This is a genomic window from Nocardia sp. NPDC057353, from assembly GCF_042667085.1.
Taxonomy (GTDB): Bacteria; Actinomycetota; Actinomycetes; order Mycobacteriales; family Mycobacteriaceae; genus Nocardia.
Genome location: NZ_JBHVAK010000024.1, coordinates 60,655 through 86,561 on the forward strand (window position 1 = coordinate 60,655; position 25,907 = coordinate 86,561).

Consider the following 25,907-nt stretch of genomic DNA (forward strand, 5'->3'; position numbering starts at 1 on the left):
CCGGCTCTGACAGAATGCCGGGCAGCGGGGCGCGGGGCCGCCCCGGCGAGGGGGCGATCCACACCATGACGACGGCCGTCGATCTCACCGGCCCGGTGCCAGGGGCGGCGGACCCACTGGACGAGCTGGTGCGCACGCTCGCCATCGGCACCGCGGCCGACCGGCGGATCGGGGAGCTGCTCGACGCGGCCGCCCGGCGCGCCCGCAAGCCGCCCCGGATCCAGATCACCGGCCGCTCCGGGGCGGGCCGCAGCACGGTCGCCGCGGCGCTGGCGCTGATCTCCGCGGTGGAGACCGGGCCGGTGGACTCGCCCGGCAGCCCCGAGCCGGTGCTCGACGGCGACATCGTGGTGTACGTGCTCGCGGGCGCGCCGCTGCCCGCCGACCGGCGCGCGCTGGACGCGGTGCCCAAGCAGCGCGCCGTCGTGGTGCTGAACAAGGCCGACGCCATCGGCACCCGCTGGTCCGACGCGGTGGTGGCGGCCGAGCGCTGCGCCGCCGAGCTCGGGATCGCGACCGTGCCCGTCGTCGCGAGCCTGGCGGTGCGGACCAGGGCGGGCACCGTCTCCGCCGACGACCTCGCCGCGCTGCGCGCGCTGGCCGAGCGGGACGACCCCGCGCTCACCCTCGCCCCCGACCTCTTCCTCGCGCCCGGCCCCGACCTCGCGGTGCGCGAGCGGCTGCTCCTGGAGTGGGACCTGCACGGGGTGAACTGCGCGCTGGCCGCGCTGCGGCACGACCCGCGGATCGGGGCGCGGGCGCTGCTACAGCTGCTGCACGCCGCCTCCGGGATCGACCCGCTGCACGGCCTGCTGCACCGGCGCTACGAGCAGATCGGGGCGCTGCGCGGCGGCGAGCTGCTCGACGAGCTGGCCCGGCTCGCGGCGCGCGCGGTGCCCGCCGCGGGCGGCGTCGCCCGCGACCTGCTGGAGCAGTACCTCGACGGGGACGAGGCGCGCTGGCTCGGGCTGCGCGCCGGGCTGGCCTGCCCGCAGGTGGCGCACCTCGCCGCGGGCTACGCCGCCCCGGCCCCCGCCGACGCGGACGACGCCAGCGCCCGCGCGCAGCGCTGGCGCGCCGTCGCGGGCGGCGACCTGCCCGCCCCCGCCCGCCGCGCCGCGCTCCGCGTGCACGTCGGCTACCAGCGCCTCTGGGAACGGCTCAGCGGTGCCGGACTCTGAAGCGGAACCTGCCGGGCTACCCGGCGCGAGTCCGGAGCCCGCCGCGAGCACGCGGCTCGACCTGACCGCCGGACCGGCCGCGAGCCCGGCGGCCGGGAACGTTCCCATCCCCGCCGTGCACGGGGCCGCCCGCACGGACCCGGCCTCCGGCGCCGCGGCGGCCTCCGGCGCCGCGGCGGCCTCCGGCGCGAGCGCCGTGCTCGACGGCGACGCCGACGGCGGGCAGCGCACCGATCTGTCGCCGGAGATCGAGGCGCTGATCGCCCGGTGGAACCCGCAGGGCATGGCGCTGCTGCGCGCGGTGCGCGGCGGGGGGACCGGCTCCAGGGTCACGCTGATCGGCCCGGACGACGCCAACACCACCGTGCTCCGCACCGAGCTGGCCCGCTTCGAGCCGCGCGTCGCGCTCACCGACCCGGTGCCAGGCATCGCCGCCTCGGTGGAGACCACCTCGCCGCGCGGCGCCGCGCCGGGCCCGGTCGCGCTGGTCCTGCTGGACGCGGGCACCGTGCTCGGCAACGACACCGTCGACCTGCTGCGCAGGCTGCGCGCCGACGGCACCCAGGTCCTGCTCGCCCTGAACGGAACGCACGCGCACCGGGACTGGCGCACGGTCCGCGACCGGGACGAGGCGCTGCTCCGCGCCGCCGGGCTGGAGGCCGCCGTCTTCCCGGTCTCGGCCCGGCTCGCCGCGGCCGCCCGCGGCGGCGACCCCGCCCTGCTCGACCGCTCCGGGCTGGCCGCGCTGCACGCCGCGCTCTGCGCCGCCGCGGCGGGCGCGGGCGGCCGGGAGCGGGTCGCCGCGGTGACCACCAGGGTGCTCACCGAGACCAGGCAGCGCATCGCCGACCAGGCGACCGTGCTGCGCACCGGCTCCGACGAGCTCGCCCTGCGCGCCGAGCGCACCGCGCTGATCGCGGGCAGGGACGGCGGCCGCACCACGGCCGTCGCGACCCTGCGCGGCCAGCTGCACCTGGCCCGCGTCGACCTGCTCACCGAGGTCGGCGCCAGGATCCGCGCGCTGCACACCGCCGCCCGCGCCGAGCTGGACAAGCTCGCCCGCCCCGACCTCGGCAGCTACCCGGACCACCTGCAGTGGTCGGTCAGCGAGCTCACCACCGCCCTGGACACCGCGATCGAGCAGCGCACCGCCGAGCTCGCGACCAGGCTGGACGGCGATGGCACCGTCCCGCTGCGCCGCCGCGAGCCCGCGCCCCGGGTCGGCCCCGACCCGGAGCCGCGGCACCGCGGCGTCGAGGACCACCTGATGATCGGGCTCGGCGCCTCCGCGGGGGTCGGCATCGGCAGGCTCATGGTGGCGCCGTTCTCCCTGGTGCCCGCGCTGGACGCGGCCAGCGTCCCGGTCACGCTGCTGCTCGGCGCGGGCGCCGCCGCCTGGGTGGTGCGGGCCCGCGGCCAGGTCGCCGAGCGCAACCACGTCCGGCAGTGGGTGGCGGACGCGCTGGTCAATGTGAAGGCGCAGCTGGAGCAGCGGGTGGCGACCGCGTTGGTGACCGCGGAGACCGCGCTCTCCGATCATGTGGTACAGACCACAGCTGCCAGGGTGGTGGACACCGACCGCCGGGTGGCCGAACTGGAGGCCGCGATCCGCAGGTCCGCCGCCGAACGCCCAGGTCAGCTCAGTGCCTGCGAGCGCGATATCGAAAGCCTGAACCGATGGATTCCGGTTGTGAAATAGGTTTCTCCTGGGTACTCCATAGCCATCCCGATGCCGTACCGATCGTCACATCGCGTTAACCTCTAAGCAGGAACCTGGGCGTCCGCTTCGTCCGTACACGCCGCCCGGTTGGGCGATCCGCCGATCGGTCGTAGCGGGTGCTTTACCGCCAATGGTGGCGCTCGGTGTGTTCGCGCTGGTCACGGGCCTAGGGCCAGGCGGCGGAGCATCGGGGCGGCTGCCCGTCTCAGGAGAGTTTTCATGACCTCAGCGACCATTCCCGGTCTTCGTGGATCCGACGGCAAGGCGCCGACCGAACATGCCGAACTGCTCGCCTGGGTGCAGGAGGTCGCAGAGCTCACGCAGCCGGAGCGCGTGGTCTGGGCGGACGGTTCCGACGAGGAGTGGGATCGCCTGACCACCCAGCTCGTCGAGGCGGGCACGTTCAGGCAGCTCGACCCGAAGAAGAAGCCGAACTCCTTCCTTGCGCTCTCCGACCCCTCGGACGTCGCGCGGGTGGAGTCGCGCACCTACATCTGTTCCGAGACCGAGGACGGCGCGGGCCCGACCAACAACTGGGTCGACCCGGCCGAGATGCGCGCCACCATGACCGAGCTGTACCGCGGCAGCATGCGCGGCCGCACCCTCTACGTGGTGCCGTTCTGCATGGGCCCGCTCGGCGCCGATGACCCCAAGCTCGGCGTCGAGCTGACCGACTCCGAGTACGTCGTGGTCTCCATGCGCGTGATGACCAGGATGGGCAAGGCGGCGCTGGAGAAGCTCGGCACCGACCGGCCGTTCGTGAAGGCGCTGCACTCGGTCGGCGCCCCGCTCGCCGAGGGCCAGGCCGACGTGCCGTGGCCGTGCAACGACACCAAGTACATCACGCACTTCCCGGAGGCTCGGGAGATCTGGAGCTACGGCTCCGGCTACGGCGGCAACGCGCTGCTCGGCAAGAAGTGCTACTCGCTGCGCATCGCCTCGGCCATGGCGCACGACGAGGGCTGGCTCGCCGAGCACATGCTGATCCTCAAGCTCATCTCCCCGGAGAACAAGGCGTACTACATCGCCGCGGCCTTCCCGAGCGCCTGCGGCAAGACCAACCTCGCCATGATCCAGCCCACCGTCCCCGGCTGGCGCGCCGAGACCCTCGGTGACGACATCGCCTGGATGCGGTTCGGCAAGGACGGGCAGCTCTACGCGGTCAACCCGGAGTTCGGCTTCTTCGGCGTCGCGCCTGGCACCAACCGGAAGTCCAACCCGAACGCCATGGCCACGGTCGAGGCGGGCAACACCGTCTACACCAACGTCGCGCTCACCGACAACAACGACGTCTGGTGGGAGGGGCTGGAGGGCGAGCCCGACCACCTGATCGACTGGAAGGGCAACGACTGGTACCTCCGCGAGACGGAGACGCTGGCCGCGCACCCCAACTCCCGCTACTGCACCCCCATGTCGCAGTGCCCGATCCTGGCCCCCGAGTGGGACGACCCGCAGGGCGTCCCGATCTCGGCGATCCTGTTCGGCGGGCGCCGCAAGACCACGGTCCCGCTGGTCAGCGAGTCCTTCGACTGGCAGCACGGCGTGTTCATGGGCGCCACGCTCTCCTCCGAGCAGACCGCCGCCGCCGAGGGCAAGGTCGGCACCGTGCGCCGCGACCCGATGGCCATGCTGCCCTTCCTCGGCTACCACGTCGGCGACTACCTGGGCCACTGGATCAATATCGGCAAGAACGCCGACGCCGCGAAGCTGCCGAAGATCTTCTACGTGAACTGGTTCCGCCGGGGCGAGGACGGCCGCTTCCTGTGGCCCGGATTCGGCGAGAACTCCCGCGTGCTGGAGTGGATCGTCGGCCGCATCGAGGGCTCGGCCGCCGCCGAGGAGACCGCCATCGGCCACGTGCCGACCGCGAGTCAGCTCGACCTCGACGGCCTCGATGTCGACGCGGCCGATGTCGACGAGGCGCTCGCGGTGAACGCCGAGGAGTGGCGCAAGGAGATCCCGCTCATCGAGGAGTGGTTCGAGTTCGTCGGCGACAAGCTGCCGTCCGGCGTGCGCGACGAGTTCGAGGCGCTGAAGCAGCGGTTGGGGTAGTTCCGCCTGACGAGAGCGCGGCCCCGGGAGCATTCCGGGCGCCGCGCTCTCGGCTATTCCGGGAACGGCGCGAGCCGGACCGCGGTGGCGAAGCCGGTGGCGAGCAGCAGCGCGGTGCGGCCATGCGGAACCGCCGCCGCCTCGGCGCGGAACGCCGCGACCGCCACCTTCTTCCAGCCGTGCCGCGGGTGCTCGGCCAGCACCTCGCGCACCCAGCCGCGGTCCAGCTCGGCGATCCGCGCACCGAGCACGTCCACCGCGGCGCCCGCCGAGACGAACCCGCCCGGATCGCCGGTGTCCGCCGCCACCCCCGGCGTGACGTGCGCCGCCACCGCGGCCCCGACCGCGTCCGCCCGCTCCGGCCCCAGCCCGGCGCCGAGCGCGAAGGCCGCGGCCCGCTCGCCGCCGGCGACCGCGAAGCACCGGCCCGGCGTCGGGTGCTCGAGGTTCAGGTCGTGCAGCAGGCAGGCGATGTAGGCCACCTCGTCGTCGTAGGTGTTGCCGTCGAGCCCGGCCAGCGCCCGGCCGAACAGGTAGGTGCGGAACGAGTGCGCCAGCACCGGCGCGGAGAGCTCGGCGCGCGCCAGCTCCTCCGCTTCCCGCGCGGCGCGGGTGTCCGGCACCCGGCCCCGGTCGGTCCGCCCCTGCCCGCCGCGCCGCATCGCCCAGGCCAGCTGCCCGGCGAGCAGCCCCGGCAGCTGCCGCGCGATCTCGACCCGCAACCGCCTGCGCTGCGCGGGCACGAGCGCCCCGCTGTTCGCCCTGATGACCTCGTTGTCCACGCTCATGCGACCTCCTAGTCGCACTCAGTACAGCGCTGGTTCCCGGCGGGGGCGAGTGGCGCGAATGCCACAGATGCTTGGATCTCTGCCAAACTGACCGCATGAGGCAGGTGGTGGCGCTGGCGCTGGACGGCGTCATGACCTTCGACCTCGGCTGCGCGGTGCAGGCCTTCCGGCACGGCCCGGACGCGACCGGGCAGTCCGCCGGTTTCGAGATGCGCACCTGCGGGGTGCGGCCGGGGCCGGTGTGGACGCCGAACGGCTTCGACCTGCGGGTGGAGCACGGGCTGGCGGCGCTGGAGACGGCGGAGCTGGTGGTGGTCCCCGGCATCGCGCTGCCCACCCTCGCCCCGCCGCCCGAGGTGCTCGACGCGCTGCGCGCGGCGGCCGCGCGCGGGGCCACGATGGTGAGCATCTGCGTCGGTGCCTTCGTGCTGGCGCACGCCGGGCTGCTCGACGGCAGGCGCGCGACCACGCACTGGGGGTACTGCGCCGAGTTCGCCCGGATGTTCCCGGCGGTCCGGCTCGAGCCGGAGGCGCTCTACGTCGACGACGGCGCGGTGCTGAGCTCGGCGGGGCTCGCCGCAGGCCTCGACCTCTGCCTGCACCTGGTGCGCCGCGAACTCGGGGCGCAGGCCGCCGCCGACCTCGCACGCTGGAACGTCACCCCGCCGCACCGCGAGGGCGGGCAGGCGCAGTACATCCCCGCCGCGCCGCCGCCGCGCACCGAGGCGGGCGCGCTGGCCGCCACCCTGAGCTGGGCCGCCGCGAATCCCGCTGCGGTGCCTGATGTTCCGGCGCTGGCGGCGCACGCGCTGATGAGCGAGCGCACCTTCGCCAGGCGCTTCGCCGCGCTGGTCGGCGGGACGCCGCGGCGCTGGCTGGACGCGCAGCGCACGCTGCGCGCGCGGCAGCTGCTGGAGACCACCGAGCTGCCGGTGGAAGTCGTTGCGGCGCAGGCGGGTTTCGGCAGCGTCACCGCGCTGCGCTGCCACCTGCGCGCCGCCACCGGCAGCACCCCCGCCGCATACCGCCGGGCGCTGCGACGCTGAGGAATTGCGGGCGGCGGTGTTTACCGGACACGTTCCGGGGGAATTCTCCGGTTGCCATGAGGTCGGGCTTCGGTGGCTTATGCTTCTCGCGTTCGACCTGGAGAAATGAATTACGGGCGCGCGGAAGGTGTCGGGACATGACCGATCTGGATACCGGTGCACTGCGCGACGTCCTGCCGAGCACCCCGCTGCGCCGCGCCGCCTCGCGGCTCGATTCCGTTCTGCCGCCGGGGTTCCGGGTGGAGATCGTCGACTCCGCCCCGGAACCCGCGCCCGTTTTGCGGGTGGTCACGCTCGAGGAATGAGTTCGGCTACTCCGTGTAGCCGAGCGGCATCAGGACCGATTTCTGCTCGCAGAAAGAATCGAGACCCTCCGGTCCATTTTCCCGGCCGATTCCGGAATTCTTGTACCCGCCGAACGGCGCGCCCGGGTCGAAGGCATACCAGTTGATGGCGTAGGTGCCGGTGCGCACCCGGCCCGCGATCTCCGCGCCGTGCTCGATGTCGGTGGTCCACACCGAGCCCGCCAGGCCGTAGGCGGAGTCGTTGGCGATCGCCACCGCCTCGTCCTCGGTCTCGTACGGGATCACCGCGAGGACCGGGCCGAAGATCTCCTCCTGCGCGATGGTCGAGGAGTTGTCCACGTCGGCGAAGATGGTCGGCTCCACGTACCAGCCGCGGTCGAGGCCGGCGGGCCTGCCGCCGCCGAGGACCAGGCGCGCGCCCTCCTTCTGCCCGATGGCGATGTAGTTCTCCACCCGCTCGCGCTGCCGCTCGGAGATGAGCGGGCCGAGCACGGTGGCCGGGTCGGTGGGGTCGCCGGTCTGCATGGCGCGCACGTTCTCCACCACCGCGTCCACGATCTCGTCGTAGCGGCTGCGCGGGGCCAGGATGCGGGTCTGCGCCACGCAGCCCTGGCCGCTGTTCATCAGCCCGGCGAAGGTCAGCATGGGCACGCTCGCGGCCAGGTCGACGTCGGGCAGCACGATCGCCGCCGACTTGCCGCCGAGCTCCAGCGAGACCGTCTTGAGCTGCTCGGTGGCGAGCGCGCCGAGCTTGCGGCCGACCGCGGTGCTCCCGGTGAAGGTCAGCTTGTCCACGCCGGGGTGGGTCACCAGGTACTCCGCCGCCTCCGGCTCGGCGGGCAGCACCGAGAGCACGCCGTCCGGCAGCCCGGCCTCGGTGCAGATGTCGGCGACGATGTTCGCGCTGAGCGGGGTCAGCGGGGAGGGCTTGAGGATGACCGTGCAGCCCGCCAGCAGCGCGGGGGCGAGCTTGTTCGCGGCCAGGAAGAGCGGAACGTTCCAGGCGGTGATCGCGGCGACCACCCCGCGCGGCTCGCGCGAGACCCGCGAGGTGCCGAAGGCGCCGGTGCGCGTCTCCCGCCAGGGGAAGGTGTCGGCCAGCCCCGCGTAGGCGTCCAGCGCGGCGACCGCGGGGATCTGGTTCAGCGTGCCGCCGACCAGCGCGGTGGCGCCCATCTCGGCGGTGAGCGCGGCGAGCAGGTCGCCTGCGCGCTGCTCGATCAACCGGGCCATCCTGGTCAGGACGGCGGCGCGCTCGGCGGGCGGAGTCTGCGGCCACGGCCCGGAGTCGAAGGCGGCGCGCGCGGCGGCGACCGCCCGGTCGACGTCCTCGGTGGTGACGCGGGGGACGCTGCCCACCGGCTCGACCGTGGCCGGGGAGATGACCTGGAGCTGCTCGGACCCGGCCGGAGTAGTCCACTGGCCGCCGATGAACAGGCTGTCGTAATGCATGGGAACACGTTACATTTTCGGGTCTGGATTGTCTGTAACGTGTTCTAGTTTGCCGCTTTCTCGCAGCTCCGGGCGGCGTGAATTCCGACCTCCCGGTTCGCTTTTCGTCAAACGCACTATTGCGTTTTGTTGCTGATCGATGGATGCTGGTAACTGAAAGTCCGCTCGATCGAGACGCAACCGAGACCGATTGGGGAGATCGCGACATGGCGGTGCACGTGATCGGACGGTCGCTGATGACCAGCGACCGGACCGACCATCAGGCCAAGTCCGTCGGCACCGGAGGGTGGGTGGTCTCGTTTCTGCCCGGTCGCACCCTCACGCTGGAGCAGGCGACCGCGGCCATGCAGGCGGCGGAGGCGGTGGTGACGGTCGGCGCTTTGGCCGGTCAGGTCGGCCTCACCGCCATGGAGACGGTCGGGCTGGCGCTGCAGGAGCCGCCGTGGCCCGCTCCGGCGGCCGAGCCCGCCGCCCGCCCGGCCCGGTTGCGCGGACTGGTCAGCGCGGTCGCGCAGCGGGCCTGACAGCCAACTCTCAGCGACCGGCCGGTCGGCCCGGTGCGATGGCCACCACGACCAGATTGCTGACCAGTAGCTCGCGCAGGAGCGGGATGCGGACCAGCCACCACGCCCAGCGTGGGTGGTAGCGCGGGAAGACCGCTTCGACCTGCGCGGGAGTCCGAGAAGCCCAGGTCAGCCCGGCGGTCGCGCTAACCGCGAAGAGGGAGCGGCCGAACCGGTTCTTCGGCTCCCGGCCGTGCTTGCGTCTGTACTTGCGCGCCGCGTACTCGCCGCCCAGGTAGTGCCACGGCCCGGTCTCGTGGCCGCCGAACGGGCCGTGCCACACGGTGTAGGAGAGCACGACGAGCCCGCCGGGGCGGGTCACCCTGACCATTTCGTCGGCCATCAGCCACGGGTCGGGGACGTGCTCGGCCACGTTCGAGGACAGGCAGATGTCCACCGCGCCGTCCCGGAAGGGCAGCGCCATGCCGGAGCCGCGCACCGCGCCGGGCACCGAGAGCCCGGCGGCGTGCATCTCCGACGGGTCCGGCTCGACCGGGAGGTAGCGCGCGCCCGCGCGGTCGAATTCGTCGGCGAAGTAGCCGGGGCCGCCGCCGACGTCCAGCACGGTGGCGCCGGTGAGGTCGCGGCCGGTGGCGTCCAGGTAGAAGTCGGCGATCAACTCCGCGGTGTCGGTCGCGAGGCCGCCGTAGAAGACGGCGGGGGCGGACTGCTCGAACCGGAAGCTGCCGAGCAGCCGCAGCGAGCGGCGCAGCGTCGCGCGGCGGGCGAAGCGGGGGCCGCTCCCGCGCTCGGCGGCGAGCGTGGCGGCGCCGGAGACCGCCCGGCGGGCGAAGCGGGGGATGCGGTCGGTGTTCGCGGCTCGGAGCACGGCGCCGAGTCTCGCACAGCGGCGCAGGGCCGCCGCGGCGGAGATGTCCGGTCCGGGGCGGAGGTGGGGATATAGGGTGTAGCGACATTCCCGGCCGACGACGACGAGAGAAGCTCCATCGTGCGCGAAGTGCTCCTGCTCTGCTGGCGCGACACCGGGCACCCGCAGGGCGGCGGCAGCGAGCGGTACCTGGAGCGGGTCGGCGCCCGGCTGGCGGCGCGGGGCGTCAAGGTCACGCTGCGCACCGCCGGGTACCCGGGCGCGGCGCGCCGGGAGCGGATCGACGGGATCGAGATCAGCCGCGGCGGCGGCCCGTACACCGTCTACCCGCGCGCGCTGGCCGCCATCCTGCTCGGCCGGATCGGGCTCGGCCCGCTGCGCGGGCTGCGGCCGGACGCGGTGATCGACACCCAGAACGGCATCCCGTTCTTCGCCGCGCTCGCCGCGGGGGCGCCCGCCGTCGTGCTCGTGCACCACGGGCACCGCGAGCAGTGGCCGGTGGCGGGTGCGGTGATCGGCCGGATCGGCTGGTGGATCGAGTCCTGGCTCTCGCCGCGCGTGCACCGGCGCAACCAGTACCTCACCGTCTCGCTGCCGTCGGCCGAGGAACTCGCCACCGTCGGCGTGCAGCGCGAGCGGATCGCCGTCGTGCGCAACGGCGCCGAGCCGATCCCCGCCGGGGTGCGCGCGGGCGGCCGGGAGACCAGGGCGGAGGCGCCCCGCCTCGTGGTGCTCTCCCGGCTGGTGCCGCACAAGCAGATCGAGGACGCGCTCGCCGCCACCGCCGCGCTGCGCGGCCGCTTCCCCGGGCTCCGGCTCGACGTCATCGGCGACGGGTGGTGGGCGGAGAACCTGAAGGCGTACGCGCGCGAGCTCGACATCGCCGACGCCGTCACCTTCCACGGCCACGTCGACGAGGAGCGCAAGCACGAGCTGCTCGGCCGGGCCTGGGTGCAGGTGCTGCCCTCGCGCAAGGAGGGGTGGGGGCTCGCCGTCATCGAGGCGGCGCAGCACGGGGTGCCGACCATCGGGTACCGCAGTTCGCGTGGGCTCACCGACTCCATCGTCGACGGGGTGACCGGGGTGCTGGTCGACGACGCGGAGCAGCTCGCCGAGGCCGCCGCGGAGTTGTTGGGGGACGGCTCGGGGCGCGCGGTGATGGGGGAGAAGGCGCGGGCGCGGGCTCGGGAGTTCTCCTGGGAGCAGACCGGGGACGGGGTGCACGCGGTGCTGGCCGCCGCTGCCGTGGGCGGGTACGTCAGCGGGCTGATCGGGGCGCGGGAAGGTTCCGAGCTCGGCTGAGCCGGCTGTCGCCGCTGTGCGCAGCTGCGGCGAGCCGGGCGCGGCGCGGTGGGTAACGCGCGACCACGGAGACAGTCCGGCCTGTTCAGGCGGGCGTGCGGCGGCGGGCCGGGTGTAGCGCGGCGGTTGTCGCGGCCGCTCCGATCAGGAGTGCGGCCCAGAGCAGGTGGGTGGCGCCCGCGATGCGGCGGGCGTTGGCGGTGGGCTGGTCGGTGATGACCGGGCCCTGGACGCGGTAGAGGGTGAGGTCGTCGTCGGTGTAGGCCGGGGCACCGAGCTGGGCGAGGGTGCGGGCGGACTCGCCGAGCGGGCCGGGGGTGCGGTGCTCGACCAGGATCCAGCCGACGCCCGCGGTGGCGATCTCCGCCGGTGGCGCGCCTGCGAGCAGCGCCCGCTCGACCCGGACCGCGCGCCGGCCCTCGCCCGCGACGGTGCCGCCGCGCACCGGGAGCTCGCCGGTCTGCAGCACGTCGGCGGGGAGCAGCCGGGGGGCCGGGTCGAGCACCGGCGCCGGGCCGGACCAGGCGAAGCGGCGGAACATGCCGCCGGGCAGCACCGCAACATCGCCGGGGTGCCCCGCCTCCTCGACGACCGCGGCCGCCCGCGCCCACCCGGCCGGGTAGTGCACCGGGCGCAGTGCGCCGCCGACGCCGAAGGCCAGGTCCGCGAGCGGCAGCGCGAGCAGGGCGATGAGCAGCGCCGTGACGGCGGCGGGCGCCCGCCTGGCGAGCACCACCGCGCCCGCGGCGGCCGCGAGGGTGTAGGCGGGGACGGCGAGCGCGACGTACTTCTGGGTGTCGCGGAGCAGCCCGGCGCCGGGAATCGCCGTCACCAGCTGCTCGCCGACGGCGAGGCCGAGTGCGGTGGCGCCGAGCGCGGGCAGCACGATCGCGGTCGCCGCCACTGCGGCGAGCGTACGGCGCAGCACGGTCTCGTCGCGCAGCCCGGCACCGAGCAGGCGGCGCAGCCCGAGCAGGACCAGCAGGAGCAGCAGGGCGGTGCCGAGCACGGCGAGCGGGCCGGTGCGGGTGGTCGGGACGGCGTCGGCGTTCCAGATGCCGCCGAGCCCGGCCAGCGCGCCGAGCGTGCCGAGGCCTGGCTCCGCGCGGGCGGCGAAGGCGGCGATGCCCGCCGGGTCCGAGTGCTCGCCCGCGGAGCCGGAGAGCGCCGCCGCCACCAGCCACGGCGCGGCGGTGCCGAGCCACAGCGCGGCGGTGCCGGGGATGCGGCGCGGACCGACGGTGAGCAGGGCGAGTACCCCGGCCAGCAGCGCGCCGGTCGGGGTGAGGCCCGCGGCCGCCAGGCACAGGGTGAGCGCGGCCCAGGCGGCGAGCCGGGCGCGGCCGGTGCCGTGGCAGTCGCGCAGGCGGAGCGCGGCGAGCACCGTCCATGGGAGGGCGGCGTAGCCGGTGAGCAGGCTCCAGTGGCCCTGCAGCAGGCGTTCGGCCACGTAGGGGTTCCAGATCGCCACCGTCACCGCGACGAGCTGCGCGTACAGCGGGGCGTTGAGCAGGCGGCGGGCGAGCGCCGCGGCGCCTATACCTGCGGTCCAGAGCGCGAGCAGCAGGACCGCCTTCACCACCGGACCGCCGTCCAGCACGGTCGAGAGCACCGCGAGCGCGGCGTCCTGCGGCACGGCCCGCGGTGCCGCGTCGCCCAGGCCGAGGGCGGCGTCGGTGAGGTACGAGCGCGGGGTGCTCACGGCGTCGCGCAGCAGCAGGTGGCCCGGGGTGAGCAGCGGGGCGAGGATCAGCAGGGTGAGCAGGGCGCTGTAAGCGGGAACGACCGCCCGCAACCGGGCCACCACCGGTGCGTCCGCTCCCGCCTCCGGGCCTGACTCGCTCACGCCGGATCACCCTACGGTCCGGTGGTGGGCCGGGGCGGCACGGGCTGTGCGGGGAGTGCGACGATGGGGCCGTGTCCGGTGCGCGTCGTCCTCCCCTGGTGGCGGATCTGACGTTGGTGACGGCGGGCGCCATGATCGCCAATGCGGCGGGGTACCTGCTGCAGCTGCTCGCCGGGCGGTGGCTCGGGGCGGCGGGGTACAGCGAGTTCGCGAGCCTGCTCGCGGTGCAGCTGCTGTGCGCGGTGCCCGCGCTGGCGCTGCAGAACGTGATCGCGCGGGAACTCGTGCGCGGCGCGCCGGTCGCCGCGCTGCGCGCCACCAGGACCCGGTGCGCCGCCATCGTGGCGGTGCTCGCCGCGCTGCTGGTGCCGGTGGTGTCCGTGGCGCTCGACATCGGCGCACTCGCCTGCGCGGCCGCGCTGGTCGCCGCGCCCGCGCTGGTCCTGGTCTCCGGGGAGCAGGGCATCCTGCAGGGGCAGCGCCGCTTCCGCGCGCTCGCGGTCGTGCTCGGCTGCACCGGCGTCGCCAGGGTCCTCCCCGCGCTCACGGTCCTCGCCGCCGGTGCCGGAGCCGCCGCCGCGCTCACCGCCGCCGCCCTCGGCCTCGCCGCCGCCGCGGCCTACGCCCGGTACACCGCGGGCAGCCCCGACCCCGTGCTTCTCGATGGCGCGGCACGGGTCGCCGCGCTGCCGAGCGGCGAGGCGGGGGGCGCCGCGCTTCCGGCCGGTGCGATTACCGTCGATGCCGACCACACGGCTCGGGATCGTATGGCGGGTGTGACGGCGGTGCTGCGGGCGGCGCAGGTGCAGGCGGCGCTCATGGCGCTCTCCTCGGCGGACCTGATCCTGGCCCGCATCGTCCTGGACGAGGCGGACGCGGGCCGGTACGCGCTCGGCACCATCGCGACGAAGATCGCGTTCTGGCTGCCGCAGGCGGTCGGCGTGGTGCTGTACCCGCGGATGGCGCAGCCCACGCAGTCGGCGCGGGCGATCCGGGACGCGCTCGCGGTGCTCTCCGGCATCGGCGTCGCCGCGGTGGCGGCCGCCGCGCTCGCCGCCCCGCTCGCCCCGCTCTTCGCGGGCGCCGACTACGCCCCGGTGCAGAACCTGCTCTGGCTCTTCGCCCTGCACGGCGCGATCCTCGCGGTGCTGCAGGGCGCCCTGCTCTCCGCCATCGCCGTCGACCGCACCGCGCCCGCCGCGCTCACCTGGGTCGCGCTCGCGGTCGAGGTGACGCTCATGGCCACGCTCGCGCACTCGGTGCCCGCCCTGGTCACCGTGGCCGCGTCGACCGCGGCGGTGACGACGGCGCTGGTCGCGGCGGTGGTGCTGCGCACCGCGGCCCGCCGCGCCGCCCCGGTCACCGCCTGAGTGTCGGTGCCGGGGCGCACACTGTGCCGATGGCGTACGACGAGGAACTCGCCGACCGGGTTCGCGCGATCCTGGAACCGGGCCCGTTCACCGAGAAGAAGATGTTCGGCGGGATCGCCTTCCTGCTCCGCGGCCACCTGGCGGTCGCGGTGAGCGGCAAAGGCGGGATCATGGTGCGGGTCGATCCGCAGGAGGGCCCGCGGCTGGTCGACGGCACCGCGGTGACCCCGATGGTGATGGCGGGCCGGGAGCTGGACGGCTGGCTCCGGGTCACCACCGCGGCCGTCGCCGACGACGCGGTGCTGCGCACCTGGGTGGCGCGCGGTGCCGACTTCGTGGCGGGCCTGCCGGAGAAATGAGAGAGCCCCCGGTGCGCGCACCGGGGGCTCCTCGTCACGACCTCATGGTCGCTTGTTGTTGATGTCGATCCGCTCGGTCGGCGCATCCGGGTTGCCGCGCGGCCTGCCCGCCGTCGGCGGCGCCGCCGCCGGGCCGGAGCCGCCGAAGGGCGCGCCGCGGTTCACCGCGGGCTGCGCGCTGCCGCCGCTGCGCAGGCCGAGCAGCACGCCGACGATCAGCGCGATCACGCCGAGCACGCCGAAGACGATCGGCAGGATCCGCCCGTACAGCGAGAGCCGGTCGATATTGTCCTTGGCCACCGCGAGCTGCGACTCGACCGTGTTCTCGTCGAAGACCACGTGCGACTTGAGCGCCGTCACCTCGGGCTTGTCGGCGGTGCGGGCGTAGAAGATGTTCAGCGCCTCGCCGCCCTTGACCACGGTGCCGGTCTGCGGCTCCACCCACACGTCGCGGGTGTTGCTGTACCAGCGGAACATGGTCACCGGAGTGTCGCCGCCCTCGACGCCCCACTTGGCGGCGGGCAGGGTCAGCTTGTTGGTCGGCGCGGCCACCACGTCGTTCAGGTTGGTCGGCTCGATGACCTGCTGGAAGTGGTAGACCGTGGTGTTGTTGATCTCGGTCTCCTCGATGAAGTTCATGTCGGAGGTCTTGCGCGCGTTGAGATCGAAGTACGGGTAGGTCTTCTTCTCGGTGCCGATCGGGAACCGGTACTGCAGGCCGGTGTGCTGCACCGGGTCGGCGATGCTCTCGCCTTCCTTGGTGGTGGTCACCGCGATCGAGCCGTTCGGCTCGGTGCTCACCGGCTCGCCGGTCGTCCGGTCGATGGTGACCCGGTCGACGGTCGCGGTGAGCAGGCCGGTGTCGCCCTGCCGGTCGATCCGGCGCAGCGTCTGGCCCGCCTGCACCGTCATCTCGTCGGCGTTCGACGGCTCCTCGACGGTGAGGAAGCGCTGCGAGATCAGCGGAACGTTGCTGTCCACCTTGGCGGAGCCCTCGGGCGCGGTGAGCGACCTGGAATCGAGCACCAGGCTCTCCTCGCCCTCCTGGCTCGCCGCGATCGTGGTGATCTCCAGGTCGAGGGGAGTCTTGGCGACCTTGCCGACGGTGTAGGTCGGGATCAGCAGCGCCGCGACGATCAGCAACGCACCGAGACCCACGAGCAGGCAGGCCACCGTCCTTCGGGTTCCGGCACTCAGTGCCATGCAACTCTCCTCGTCGTAGAACAGACGTTCCGGCCGAGCAGCGAGGCGGGCCGCGTTGCTCGTGAGCCCAGACACTAACAGCCCGATGTCTTACCATGCGGTGCCGAGCCCGGATTGGACGGATAAAAGGTGCGAGCCGCGTAATCGGGATTAATCAGGCGGGGCCCGCCGCCGCGCCGCGCGCCCGCCGCCGGGCAGACTGGAGTGCCGTGACCGCCACCGCCCGCACCGATCCGGCCGCGCCCGCCCCCGCCCGGCCGCGGGCGTTCGTGCCCGCGCTGGAGGGAATGCGCGGGCTTGCGGCGCTCGGCGTGCTGGTCACGCACGTGGCGTTCCAGACCGCGGCGACCGCGATTCCGGTGGTCGGGCCGATCCTCGCGCGCTTCGACATGGCGGTGGCGCTGTTCTTCGGGCTCTCCGGCTTCCTGCTCTGGCGCCCGCACGCGGCGGCCGCGCGCGGCCTCGGCGCCGCGCCGTCGGCGGGGTACTACTTCCGGCACCGCGCCGCGCGGATCCTGCCCGCCTACTGGGTGGTGGTCGTGGCGGTGCTGGTGCTGCTGCCGAACGCGGCGGCCACCGCGGGGGTGCGGGTGTGGGTCTCCAACCTGTTGCTGCTGCAGGTGTTCGTCCCCTTGACACTCACCGACGGGCTGACCCAGATGTGGAGCCTCTCGGTGGAGGTGGCCTTCTATCTGGTGCTGCCGCTGCTCGCGCTCGCGGTGGTGCGGCTGCGCGGCGATGCCGCTCGATGGCGGGTCCCGGCGGTGCTCGCGCTCGGCGTGGTGACGCTGGGCTGGAACTTCCTCCCGGTGCCGACCCCGGACGCCATCCACGCCGACAACTGGCTGCCCGGGTACCTGCCCTGGTTCGCCGTCGGGATGCTGCTGGCCGAGCTGGGCTGCGGCATCCGGCCGGGTTCCGGCTGGGATCGGTTCGCCGGGCGCAGGCGCTGGATGTGGACGATGGCGCTGCTCGCCTACCTGCTCTCGGCCACCGAGCTCGCCGGGCCGCCCGGGCTGGTGCGCGCCGAGCCGTGGCAGTACGTGGCGAAGATGGGGCTCGGGGCGCTGATCGGCTTCGGCCTGCTCGCGCCGCTGGTGCTGCGCGAGCAGCGGCGCCCGCTGCTGTCGTCGCCGGTCGCGCTGGCGCTGGGGCGTTGGTCCTACGGGATCTTCATCTGGCACCTCGCGGTGCTGTGGGTGATCTTCCCGGTCTTCGGCATCCTGCCGTTCAGCGGCGATTTCCTGATCGTGCTGCTGCTCACCGTCGCGTTCACGCTGCCGGTGGCGGCGGCGAGCTACGCGCTGGTCGAGGAGCCGTGCAGGCGGTTCGCCCGGCGTTTCGACCGGCCTCGGGGCTGATATACGGATTCGCGGCCGCGCGGGCCCGGGAGTTGGCGCGCTCGGTCAATCGGAACCGGTTCGGCGCCACGGCGGCAGTGCGGCGAGGCCGAGCGCGAGCACTCCGAGGACCGCGGGGAGCTGGGTCAGCAGCGCGCCGCCCATGTAGCCGTCCGGGTGGCGCCACGGGCCGGTGGAGAGCGCGGCGGCCGAGAGCAGCACGCCGATGCTCGCGAGTACCGCGAGGGCGCGGCCGGTGTCGAGGCCGCGGCGGTGCGCGAATTCCACGCCGGCCCAGCCCGCTGCGGCGAGGCCGAGGGCGACCGGGCCCGCGATCAGGCCGGTCACGGCGAGAACGCCGGTGCCCGCGGCGATTCGGGAGTGGTAGGGCAGGCAGGGGGGTTCGGGTTCGGTCGCGGTGCCGCGGCGGGGGATGGCGAGCAGCAGGAGCGGGATGAGCAGGAGCAGGCCGCCGAAGATGGCGAGGCGGTACCAGCGGTCGGCCGGGAAGGAGACGGTGACCTCACCGGTTTCACCGGGCGGGAGCAGCCAACCCTGCTGCCAGCCGTCCACCACCACCGGGCGCAGCTCGGTGCCGTCCGAAGTTTCCGCCGTCCAGCCGACATTCGTGCTCAGGGGGAGGACGAGGAGGCGGGTGCCGTCGCCGGGGGCGGGGGTCGGCGGGGTGGTGTGGTCCAAGCGCAGGCGGTCGACGGTGAACAGCGGCGTCGGCGCGACGTTCACCTCGGTCGCGCCCTGCGCGAGCGGGACGGAGATCGGCAGCGGCGCCGCGGTTTCGGTGCCGTCGGAGGACTCCTCGCCCGTCACTGGGACGGCGTTCGAGTCCGTCTCGGTGTCGCCGGCAGGGGTCGTCGGGTCCGGCGCGGTACCCGGCGCAGCGGTGCCGTCCGGCGCGGCGGAGACGTCGGAGCCCTCTGCGGTCCCGCAGACCTCGGCGGGAACCGGTGCGCCCGAGCGCAACTCCGCCGCTGTCGCGGTGACCGAGGTGGACAGGACCCGGCCGCCGACCGCGATAATCGGACCCAGCTCGCAGGGCACCGTGACGAGCCGGTCGAGCGGGGCGGGGGCGGGGTAGTCGGGGCCGAGCACGTCCACCTCGGCCAGCCCGGGCGGCTGCGGCAGGGTGAAGCCGAGCGCGGTGCGGTCCAGCACCGGTTCCCATGCGGTGAGGCTGAGCTCGATCCGGTCGGTGACCGTGGGGAACAGCTCGATTCGGCTCGGCTCGGCCGGTTCGGAGTCGGTGCCGGGCAGCGTGCGCACCTGCGGTCCGTTGCCGAGGTTCACCGTGACCGCGGTGGGCGCGGCGGGCAGCCCGCCGAGCGACGGTGTGATGTCGAGCCCGGTCACCAGCGCGGGCTCCGGCAGTTCGAGGGTGAGGGTGGGCGGCCCGTCGGGGCGGTCCCGCACGGTGTTCTCCGGCGCGGTCCAGCTGGTGCGCGGGTCGCCGTCGGTGGCGGCGAAGGCCGAGCCGCGCAGGTCGCCGACGTCGCTCTTGCCGCGCGCGACCGGGCGAGCCGGGTCGGTGAGCAGCGCCTCCAGCTCCGGGCTCTGCCTGGTGCGCACGGTCAGCCGGGGCGTCACCTCGGCGGGCTCCGGCACCGCGAGGGTGCGCTGGAAGGCGCCGGGCTCCTCGGGGGCGAGGGCCAGCCCGTTGTGGCAGCGGATCCGGTCCGGCGAGTCGAAACAGGCGCTGCGGCCGGGGAACTCCTGACCCAGGTCCCAGGCGGCGGGGGTGCCGGTGACCGGGGGCAGCGCGACCGTGTGCCGGATCGGGACGCGCACCGGCGCCTCCCGCACGGTGTAGTCGTCGAGCGCGATCTCGCTGATACCGAACTGCCCGCCGCGGGTGCTCCCCTCGGTGCGGATCGCGGTCACGCTCACCCAGTCGGTGCTGCCCGCGGGCAGCGACACCGACACCGGCGCACCGGGTTCGGTGATCCGCGCGGAGACGCTGCCGCGCTCGGTCCGCACCTCGATCCACTTCACCGGGTCGCCGAGCGCGGCCGGGCTGGTGGTCACCCGGAGCAGGCCGGTGCTGATCGGGTCGTCCAGCTCCAGCCGCAGCCACTGGCCGAGCGCGTACTCGCCGCCATTGCTGAGCCAGGCGGTCGACGGGTCGCCGTCCACCGCGGCGGCGGTGGAGCTGCCCGGCGCGGCGCCGCCGATCTGGGTGGCGTCCGCCGCCGAGCTGGAGGCGGTGACGGTGGCGCCGCTCCACGCGCCCTCGACCTGGTCCGCGCCGGGCACCGGGTAGTCGGGGACCAGGTTGTGCGTGCGGCGGGCGTCGTCCGGGGCGCGGATGGCGGAGCTGTGGTTGTCCACCCGGCCGAAGTCGGTCTCCCTGGCCACGGGGGTGTCGGTCACGGTCACCGGCCCGGCGGGGAGCCCGGCCGCGGCTGCGTCGGCGGCGAGCAGCGCGGGGATCGGGGCGCCGGGGTCGCGGCGCAGCCGCTCCAGCACCTCGGGGCCGCCCTGCACCACCGGGACGTCGGCGAGCGCGACGCTGTACGCGCCGGGGAACGAATCCGGCGCCCCGACCCCGGGCCGCACCCGCTCCGGCGTCCCGATCCCCGGCGCCTCGACGCGGTAGACCTCGATCGCCGGGTAGGCCGGGAGCAGGTCGCCGTCGACCACGAGCCCGTCGGCGATGGCGGTGGCCTCGATCGGCGGGCCGAACTCGGCCACCTTGCGCAGCCCCGGCGAGCCCTCCAGCGCGCGGTGCGCCAGCATGGGCCGGGTGGAGCGGGAGGTCTCCGGGTCCAGGTCGTTGCGCAGCACCAGCACCCCGATGCCCTGGGCCGCCAGCGTCGGCGCCAGCCCGGTGGAGGGGCGGCCGTCGGCGATCAGCCGCTGCACCGAGTCCATGGCGCGGATGGTGCCCGGCGGGTTCAGCGGGACCGAATCGCGCACCGCCCACGGCGTCGAGGCCAGCGCCTGCAGCGGTTCGTCCCTGGTCAGCCCCCAGACCTGGCTGCCGAAGGGCGCGCCGGGAACGACCAGCGCCCTGGTGTCGGCGGCGTTCGCCGAGAGCCACTCCGCGGTCTGCTGCCAGTACGGCGGCACGGCGTCGTAGGCGCCGCGCGGGGCCAGCTTGCCGGTCCAGGCCAGCGAGGTGGAGAGCGCGAGGGCGGCCAGCACCAGCGCGGCCACCGCGACCCGCCGGTCCCGCTCTGGGTGCGCCCAGGCGCTGCGCCAGGTGCGCAGCGGCACCGAGGCGGGCAGCGGGATCCGGGCGAAGAGGTGCGCGATCCCGAGGACCAGCGGCAGCCGGATGAGCGGCTCCAGCTTGTGCACATTGCGCAGCGGGGCGCCGCCGGAGTCCAGGAAGACCCGGATCTGCTCGGCGAACGGGCCGCCCATGGTGCCCAGGTAGCCCGCGCAGATGCCCGCCAGCCCGACGAAGAGGATCAGGGTGAGCCTGCCGCGGTACGGCATGGAGCGCAGCGCGAGGCCGGTGATGCCCGCGGCGGCGATGAGCCCGGTGGCGAGCACCGCGGCGGGCTGGGTCACCAGCACCGCGCCCGCGATCCGCTCCGGGGAGACGAACGGGGTCCAGCTGTCGGTGCCGCGCAGCACCTCGGCCAGCGAGGCCCACTGCGTGGTGACGCCGGAGGACTCGATGTAGTCGAGGAACGGCGGGCTCACCCGGCCGAGCAGCAGCAGCGGGACCGCCCACCAGAAGGTGGCGAGGACCAGCAGCGGGACCCAGGCGGCGGTGAAGCGGAGCCAGCGCCGGTCCGGGCGGTAGGCCGCCCACCAGAGCAGGGCGGGGAGGAAGGCCGCCACCGTGGCGACGGCGTTCACCGAGCCCATCAATGCAAGGGCGAGTGCGCTGCCGGCGGGGGATTCGGCGCCGCCGCGGATCAGGCCGGGGCCGGAATCGGCGGGCGGGGCGGAATTGGTGCGCCGGCCGGAGTCGGTGCGCTGGCCGGAGTCGGCGCGCGGGTCGGACTGGGCGCGGGGCGCCTCCCCGTTGGCCGCGGGAGAATCGGACCGGCCGTCGAGCGCGGGGGGCTCGAGTGCGGCGGAGCCGTCCGCGGTCGATGCGCCGTCCGCCCGGCGGCGGTGCACCGCGACGCCGAGTGCGGCGGGGGCGAGCAGCACCCACGGGGCCAGCATCATGGGCAGCGTCTCGGAGGAGATGGAGCCGAGCGTGGTCAGCACCCGCGGGCTCAGCGCGAAGGCCGCCGCCGCGACCACCCTTGACCCGCGGCTGCCGATGCCGAGCGTCTGGCAGAGCCGGACCACACCCCAGAACCCGGCGAGCAGCAGCAGCGCCCACCAGATCCGCTGGGTGACCCAGGCGGGCAGCCCGAGCAGGTGCCCGGCGGAGAAGAAGGTGCCGTGCGGGAAGAAGTAGCCGTAGGCCTGGTTCTGCACCTGGCCCATCGGAGCCTGGCTGCTCCACAGGTGCGCGGCCCGCTCCAGGAAGCCGAGCGGGTTCTGCGCGAGGTCGTACTTGGTGTCGGCGACGGTGCGGCCGGGGGTCTGCAGGAAGGAGAGCAGGAACGCCGCGACGACCGTGCCGAGGAACCAGCGCCTGCCGAGCGGCGCGGTGGCGTCGTCGGCACGGGCGGCCCGCGGCACACCGGTGCCGACGACGGGTGGAGCGGAGGTCAGCGGCTGCCGTACTCGACGTTGTTGAGCAGCGAGGAGTCGGCGTTACCGCTGCGGTCGATCTCCGGCCGCTCGTTCTGCTGCGCCGCGGCGGTGATGACGAAGACCGCGATCGCGCCGAGGACGGCGCCCGCGACCGCGCTCACGAGACCGGGAACGGCAAAAGACTTCATCGCGGTACTCCAATACGACAGGGGCAGGCACGTGTTCCGGGTCAACCTAGCAGTCTCGGGGGCTCGCGCGGGGAGACGGGCGCGTTTTCCGCGCGATCGGCCTACCGGAAGCGGCGCGGGCGGCGCTCAGGATTCGGGGACCGGGCAGTCCAGCGCGCCGAGCAGGGTGCGCAGCTTGGCGGTGGTCTCGTCGAGTTCGGTGCGCGGGTCGGAGCCCGCGACGATCCCGCCGCCCGCGAAGGCGCGCAGCGTGTGCCCGCCGGCGGCGATCTCGGCGCTGCGGATGGCGACCACCCACTCGCCGTCCCCGTCCGGCGTGCACCAGCCGACGGCGCCGCCGTAGAAACCGCGGTCCTCCTCGGCGTCGACCACCCGGTCCAGCGCGGCGAGCGTCGGGGTGCCGCAGACCGCCGGTGTCGGGTGCAGCAGCACCGCGAGGTCGAGCGCGCTCGGCGCCGGGTCGGCGAGCGTGCCGGTGATCGGTGAGGCCAGGTGCCAGACGGCGTCGGTGCGCACCAGCTCCGGCTGCTCCGGGATGTGCAGCGTCCGGCAGACCGGCGCGAGCCGCTCCCGAATCCACTCCACCACGTAGGCGTGCTCCGCCAGGTTCTTCGCGCTGGCCCGCAGCGCCGCCGCCTGCGCGGCGTCGGCCGCCGGGTCGGCGAGCCGGGGCAGCGTGCCCGCCAGCGGCCGCAGCGCGACGGTGCCGCCGCGCCGCGCCACCAGCACCTCGGGCGAGGCCCCGACCACCGCGTCCCCCGGTCGCCCGGCCGCCGCCAGGTCGGCGACGAAGACGTGCGCGCCCGGGTGCCGCTCGCGCAGCCGCGCCGCCACGTCCTGCGGGTCGATCCGCCGCGTCTCGGTGCCGACCAGCACCGAGCGCGCCGCCACCACCTTGCACAGCGGGGAGTCCGGATCGCCGATCTGCTCGACCAGCTTGGTCACCCGCGCGACGTGCTCGGCCGGGGCGGGCAGCTCGGCCACCACCCGCAGCCGCGGCAGCGTGACCGCGGGCACCGGGCCCGGCGCCGCCCGCTCCAGCCGCTCCGGCACCAGCAGCGCCGCGGGCCTGCGCGGGTCGAAGGGGAGCGCGCCGACCACCGGGTCGCCGCCGCGCAGCGCGTCCGCGGCCGCCGCCGGGTCGGTGAACGCGGCGCGCACCCCGTGCGCGCGCAGCACCTCGGCCGGAGTGGCGAGCAGGAACGAGGTCATGGTTCCGACCTTAGAGCGGCCGGAACGGGTCACCGCCCCGGTGGGACCAGCAACACAGGGCGGTGGCAGTGCTTGAGCACGGCGTCCGCGACGCTGCTGCGCAGCAGCGCGCGCAGCCCGGTGGAGCCGCGGGTGCCCGCCACGATGATGTCGACGTCGAGTTCGTCGGCGCACTCGACGATGGCGTTCCAGATGGTGCTGCTGCACTCCTCGGTGCGCGCCTCGGCGTTCAGCCCGGCCAGCTCGGCGAGGTGCAGCCCCTCGGTGTTGATCGCGTGGGCGTCCTGGTAGGCGATGTCCTCGATCTCGTCCTCCGGCACCCACTCCGGCTGCATGACGCCGGAGAGCCCGGAGAGCCGGGCGGCCTGGCGCACCATCGGTTCCCATGCGGTGAGCACGACGGCCTTCTCGGCGCTGAGGAAGCGCCCGGCGTAGGTGATGGCGCGCTTGGCGTTCTCGGAACCGTCGTAGGCGATGAGCATCCGATCGCAGGGCACGGTGACCTCCCGGGTTTGTGTGATCCAGATTACATCGGCTCGCCGGGGATGTGGCCCGGGCGGGGCGAAGTCCGCTGCCGCCGCGGGCCCGCGAAAGCGCCCGGCACCGCGCCGAGCTGCTACCTGCCCATGCCCGCGGGTGCGAGTTCGCGGTAGAAGGCCAGGTGGGCCGCGGCGGCCGCCGCCCAGTCGTAGCGCCGGGCCAGTGCTCGCCCGGCGTCCCGCCGCTCCGGCGACGGCTCCCGCGCCTGCTCCAGCAGCACCGCCGCCTCGCCCACGTCCCGCGCGTAGGTGACGGCGTCCCCGAAGACCTCGCGCAACACCGGCAGATCCCGCGCCACCACCGGAACCCCGGCCGCCAGTGCCTCCATGGCCGCGAGCCCGAAACCCTCCTTCGTGGAGAGGAACCCGAGCACCTCGGCCCCCGCCACCAGCCCGGGCAGCTCCCCGTGCGGCACCGGCCCCAGGACCAGCGGCTCGACCCCGAGTTCGGCGGCGCGCCGGTCGAACTCGGCCCGGTACGCCCGGTAGTCGAAGAGCGTCTCGCCGCCCGCGAACACCAGCCGCGGGCCCGCGGGCATCCGCGCGAACGCCTCGAGCAGGTCGATACTGCCCTTGCGCGGCTCGATCCCGCCGACCGCGAGCACGTAGCGGCCCAGCCGCCGGTCCGGCGCCGCCCCGGCGAAGCGCTCGTACTCGACCCCGTTCGGGATCACCCGCGGCGTCAACCCCCACCCCGCGCGCACCTCGTCGGCGACCGCGCGGGAGACGCAGATCCGCGCGTACGGCTCCACCACCGCGCGCTCGTGGCAGCGGACCAGCTCCGGCGTGCTGAAGGTGTCCAGGTGGTGGATGGTGCGCACGCAGCGGCCGACGGCATTGGCGCTGATGCAGTCCTGGGCGTGCACGATGTCGTACCCGGCCGGGTCGAAGGCGGCGCGCAGCACCGCGATCGAGCGCAGGATGCGCGGCCCGACCCCCTCGCCGTCGCGCGCCGCGAACGGCACCACCTCGACCCGGACGCCCGCCCGCACCGGCCGGAAGAACGCCTGGTCGCCGCCGCGCCCGAGGGTCCAGACGGTGACCTCGGCCCCGGCGTCGGCCAGCGCCTCGGCCAGGTTCAGGGTGTGCACGACGCCGCCGCGCGGCCTGGTCGAGTAGGTGAGCAGCGCGACCCGCATCAAAAGGCCTTCTCCCTGAGCAGGTTCGGGTAGCTCCCCACCCGCCGCTCGGCCAGGTGGTGCAGCACCCGGCGGGCCCGCTCGACCTCGGCCGCCACGTCGATGTCGGCCACCGCGAGCCCGCCCTTGGACCAGGTCTTGGCGAGCACGTCGCCGCCGGGGCCGACCACCTTGGCCTGGCCGAGGAAGCGCAGGTTCCCGGTGACCCCGGTCTGGTTCGAGGACACCAGCACCACCTGGTTCTCCGCGGCCCGCGCCTGGTCGTAGAGGTCGAAGAGCCGGGCTTGGCGGTCGTTCGGCAGCCGGGAGGCGCGGTCGGTGACGCTGGCGGGCCAGGCGGAGAGCGCCGCGATCACCTGCGCCCCGTCCAGCGCCAGCGTGCGCGCCGCCTCCGGGAAGGTCTTGTCGTAGTCGATGAGCATCCCCATCCGCCCGACCGGGGTGTCGAAGGCGGTGAAGCCGTCGCCCGGGGCGTAGGCCAGGTGCTCGCCCGCGGGCTGGTGCACCTTGCGGTGCCTGCCGAGGATGCCGTCCCCGGTCAGGCAGACGGCGGCGTTGTACCTGCGGTCGCCGTCGCGCTCGGCGTAGCCGACGCAGATCGTCATGTGCCGCGCCATCTCCCTGACCCGGCGCAGCTCGGGGCCGTCCGGGTCGATCGCCTCCGGCCCGGTCGCCGGGTCCGGGTTGCGCAGGTCGCCGATGTAGCCGCCGAGCGTGGCGTCGGGGAGCACGAGCAGCTCGACGCGCTGGGCGTGCAGCCGCTCGACGATGCCGTCCAGCTTCTCCAGCGCACGGCCGATGTCGGCGCCGAAATGCCCGGCGAGCGCGGCGATCCTGGTGGTCGGCACGG

Annotated in this window: 21 protein-coding genes; 10 read left to right on the plus strand and 11 right to left on the minus strand. The window is 74.7% G+C overall.

Annotated features, from left to right (window positions below; translation table 11 throughout):
* Nucleotides 1–65 precede the first annotated feature (65 nt).
* The 3 genes from ACFUUZ_RS15145 (at nucleotide 66) to ACFUUZ_RS15155 (ending at nucleotide 4,953) form a co-directional block, all read left to right on the plus strand.
* Nucleotides 66–1,181: a hypothetical protein gene (locus ACFUUZ_RS15145; RefSeq protein WP_378696403.1), complete on the plus strand. Its 1,116-nt coding sequence runs from the start codon at nucleotides 66–68 to the stop codon at nucleotides 1,179–1,181.
* Entirely contained in the window at nucleotides 1,168–2,880 is a 1,713-nt protein-coding gene (locus ACFUUZ_RS15150) for a hypothetical protein (RefSeq protein WP_378696405.1), read from the plus strand. Before ACFUUZ_RS15145 ends, ACFUUZ_RS15150 begins: the two co-directional genes overlap by 14 nt.
* A gap of 240 nt (nucleotides 2,881–3,120) precedes the next feature.
* Nucleotides 3,121–4,953 carry a phosphoenolpyruvate carboxykinase (GTP) gene (locus ACFUUZ_RS15155; protein ID WP_378696407.1) on the plus strand — a complete coding sequence of 611 codons (1,833 nt, stop codon included), beginning with the start codon at nucleotides 3,121–3,123 and terminating at the stop codon, nucleotides 4,951–4,953.
* Nucleotides 4,954–5,006: 53 nt separating this feature from the next.
* Here the strand turns inward: ACFUUZ_RS15155 and ACFUUZ_RS15160 are convergent, their stop codons facing one another.
* Complete coding sequence (locus ACFUUZ_RS15160; protein WP_378696409.1) at nucleotides 5,007–5,741, minus strand: phosphohydrolase; 735 nt, start codon at nucleotides 5,739–5,741, stop codon at nucleotides 5,007–5,009.
* A gap of 95 nt (nucleotides 5,742–5,836) precedes the next feature.
* Between ACFUUZ_RS15160 and ACFUUZ_RS15165 the strand changes: the two genes are divergently transcribed.
* Nucleotides 5,837–6,787, plus strand: a complete 951-nt coding sequence (locus ACFUUZ_RS15165) for a GlxA family transcriptional regulator (RefSeq protein WP_378696411.1) — start codon at nucleotides 5,837–5,839, stop codon at nucleotides 6,785–6,787.
* Between the two features lie 137 nt (nucleotides 6,788–6,924).
* Entirely contained in the window at nucleotides 6,925–7,092 is a 168-nt protein-coding gene (locus ACFUUZ_RS15170) for a hypothetical protein (RefSeq protein ID WP_378696413.1), read from the plus strand.
* A gap of 6 nt (nucleotides 7,093–7,098) precedes the next feature.
* On the opposite strand, the gene ACFUUZ_RS15175 is transcribed toward ACFUUZ_RS15170, so the two are convergent.
* Nucleotides 7,099–8,544 (minus strand): aldehyde dehydrogenase, encoded by a 1,446-nt coding sequence (locus ACFUUZ_RS15175; RefSeq protein WP_378696415.1) that lies wholly within the window; start codon nucleotides 8,542–8,544, stop codon nucleotides 7,099–7,101.
* A 206-nt stretch (nucleotides 8,545–8,750) separates the two neighbouring features.
* Between ACFUUZ_RS15175 and ACFUUZ_RS15180 the strand changes: the two genes are divergently transcribed.
* Nucleotides 8,751–9,068 carry a hypothetical protein gene (locus ACFUUZ_RS15180; RefSeq protein ID WP_378696417.1) on the plus strand — a complete coding sequence of 106 codons (318 nt, stop codon included), beginning with the start codon at nucleotides 8,751–8,753 and terminating at the stop codon, nucleotides 9,066–9,068.
* Nucleotides 9,069–9,078: 10 nt separating this feature from the next.
* Here ACFUUZ_RS15180 and ACFUUZ_RS15185 read toward each other — a convergent pair whose 3' ends face one another.
* Nucleotides 9,079–9,819 (minus strand): methyltransferase domain-containing protein, encoded by a 741-nt coding sequence (locus ACFUUZ_RS15185; protein ID WP_378696459.1) that lies wholly within the window; start codon nucleotides 9,817–9,819, stop codon nucleotides 9,079–9,081.
* 237 nt (nucleotides 9,820–10,056) lie between these two features.
* Here ACFUUZ_RS15185 and ACFUUZ_RS15190 point away from each other — a divergent pair, with 237 nt between their 5' ends.
* Nucleotides 10,057–11,238, plus strand: a complete 1,182-nt coding sequence (locus ACFUUZ_RS15190; protein WP_378696419.1) for a glycosyltransferase family 4 protein — start codon at nucleotides 10,057–10,059, stop codon at nucleotides 11,236–11,238.
* An 85-nt stretch (nucleotides 11,239–11,323) separates the two neighbouring features.
* Here the strand turns inward: ACFUUZ_RS15190 and ACFUUZ_RS15195 are convergent, their stop codons facing one another.
* On the minus strand, nucleotides 11,324–13,045 hold the full coding sequence (locus tag ACFUUZ_RS15195) for a hypothetical protein (RefSeq protein WP_378696461.1): 1,722 nt from the start codon (nucleotides 13,043–13,045) through the stop codon (nucleotides 11,324–11,326).
* 170 nt (nucleotides 13,046–13,215) lie between these two features.
* Here ACFUUZ_RS15195 and ACFUUZ_RS15200 point away from each other — a divergent pair, with 170 nt between their 5' ends.
* Both ACFUUZ_RS15200 and ACFUUZ_RS15205 read left to right on the plus strand, forming a co-directional pair.
* Nucleotides 13,216–14,454 (plus strand): polysaccharide biosynthesis protein, encoded by a 1,239-nt coding sequence (locus ACFUUZ_RS15200; RefSeq protein ID WP_378696463.1) that lies wholly within the window; start codon nucleotides 13,216–13,218, stop codon nucleotides 14,452–14,454.
* A gap of 29 nt (nucleotides 14,455–14,483) precedes the next feature.
* Nucleotides 14,484–14,813 (plus strand): TfoX/Sxy family protein, encoded by a 330-nt coding sequence (locus ACFUUZ_RS15205; protein WP_378696421.1) that lies wholly within the window; start codon nucleotides 14,484–14,486, stop codon nucleotides 14,811–14,813.
* A gap of 42 nt (nucleotides 14,814–14,855) precedes the next feature.
* Here ACFUUZ_RS15205 and ACFUUZ_RS15210 read toward each other — a convergent pair whose 3' ends face one another.
* Nucleotides 14,856–16,016 (minus strand): DUF3068 domain-containing protein, encoded by a 1,161-nt coding sequence (locus tag ACFUUZ_RS15210; protein ID WP_378696423.1) that lies wholly within the window; start codon nucleotides 16,014–16,016, stop codon nucleotides 14,856–14,858.
* Nucleotides 16,017–16,225: 209 nt separating this feature from the next.
* Here ACFUUZ_RS15210 and ACFUUZ_RS15215 point away from each other — a divergent pair, with 209 nt between their 5' ends.
* Complete coding sequence (locus ACFUUZ_RS15215) at nucleotides 16,226–17,377, plus strand: acyltransferase family protein (RefSeq protein WP_378696425.1); 1,152 nt, start codon at nucleotides 16,226–16,228, stop codon at nucleotides 17,375–17,377.
* A 45-nt stretch (nucleotides 17,378–17,422) separates the two neighbouring features.
* On the opposite strand, the gene ACFUUZ_RS15220 is transcribed toward ACFUUZ_RS15215, so the two are convergent.
* From ACFUUZ_RS15220 to ACFUUZ_RS15245, 6 genes are all read right to left on the minus strand, one after another.
* The gene (locus tag ACFUUZ_RS15220) at nucleotides 17,423–21,964 is read right to left on the minus strand and encodes an alpha-(1->3)-arabinofuranosyltransferase family protein (protein WP_378696427.1); all 4,542 of its coding nucleotides are present in this window, start codon (nucleotides 21,962–21,964) and stop codon (nucleotides 17,423–17,425) included.
* 29 nt (nucleotides 21,965–21,993) lie between these two features.
* Nucleotides 21,994–22,167 (minus strand): DUF2613 domain-containing protein, encoded by a 174-nt coding sequence (locus tag ACFUUZ_RS15225; protein ID WP_378696429.1) that lies wholly within the window; start codon nucleotides 22,165–22,167, stop codon nucleotides 21,994–21,996.
* 126 nt (nucleotides 22,168–22,293) lie between these two features.
* On the minus strand, nucleotides 22,294–23,379 hold the full coding sequence (locus ACFUUZ_RS15230; RefSeq protein ID WP_378696431.1) for an isochorismate synthase MenF: 1,086 nt from the start codon (nucleotides 23,377–23,379) through the stop codon (nucleotides 22,294–22,296).
* Nucleotides 23,380–23,408: 29 nt separating this feature from the next.
* A complete protein-coding gene (locus ACFUUZ_RS15235) occupies nucleotides 23,409–23,876 on the minus strand; it encodes a universal stress protein (protein WP_378696433.1) in 468 nt (155 codons plus the stop codon).
* Nucleotides 23,877–23,995: 119 nt separating this feature from the next.
* The gene (locus ACFUUZ_RS15240; RefSeq protein WP_378696435.1) at nucleotides 23,996–25,057 is read right to left on the minus strand and encodes an MSMEG_0565 family glycosyltransferase; all 1,062 of its coding nucleotides are present in this window, start codon (nucleotides 25,055–25,057) and stop codon (nucleotides 23,996–23,998) included.
* Entirely contained in the window at nucleotides 25,057–25,905 is an 849-nt protein-coding gene (locus tag ACFUUZ_RS15245; RefSeq protein ID WP_378696437.1) for a carbon-nitrogen hydrolase family protein, read from the minus strand. The genes ACFUUZ_RS15240 and ACFUUZ_RS15245 overlap by 1 nt, the downstream gene beginning before the upstream one ends.
* Nucleotides 25,906–25,907: the final 2 nt, after the last annotated feature.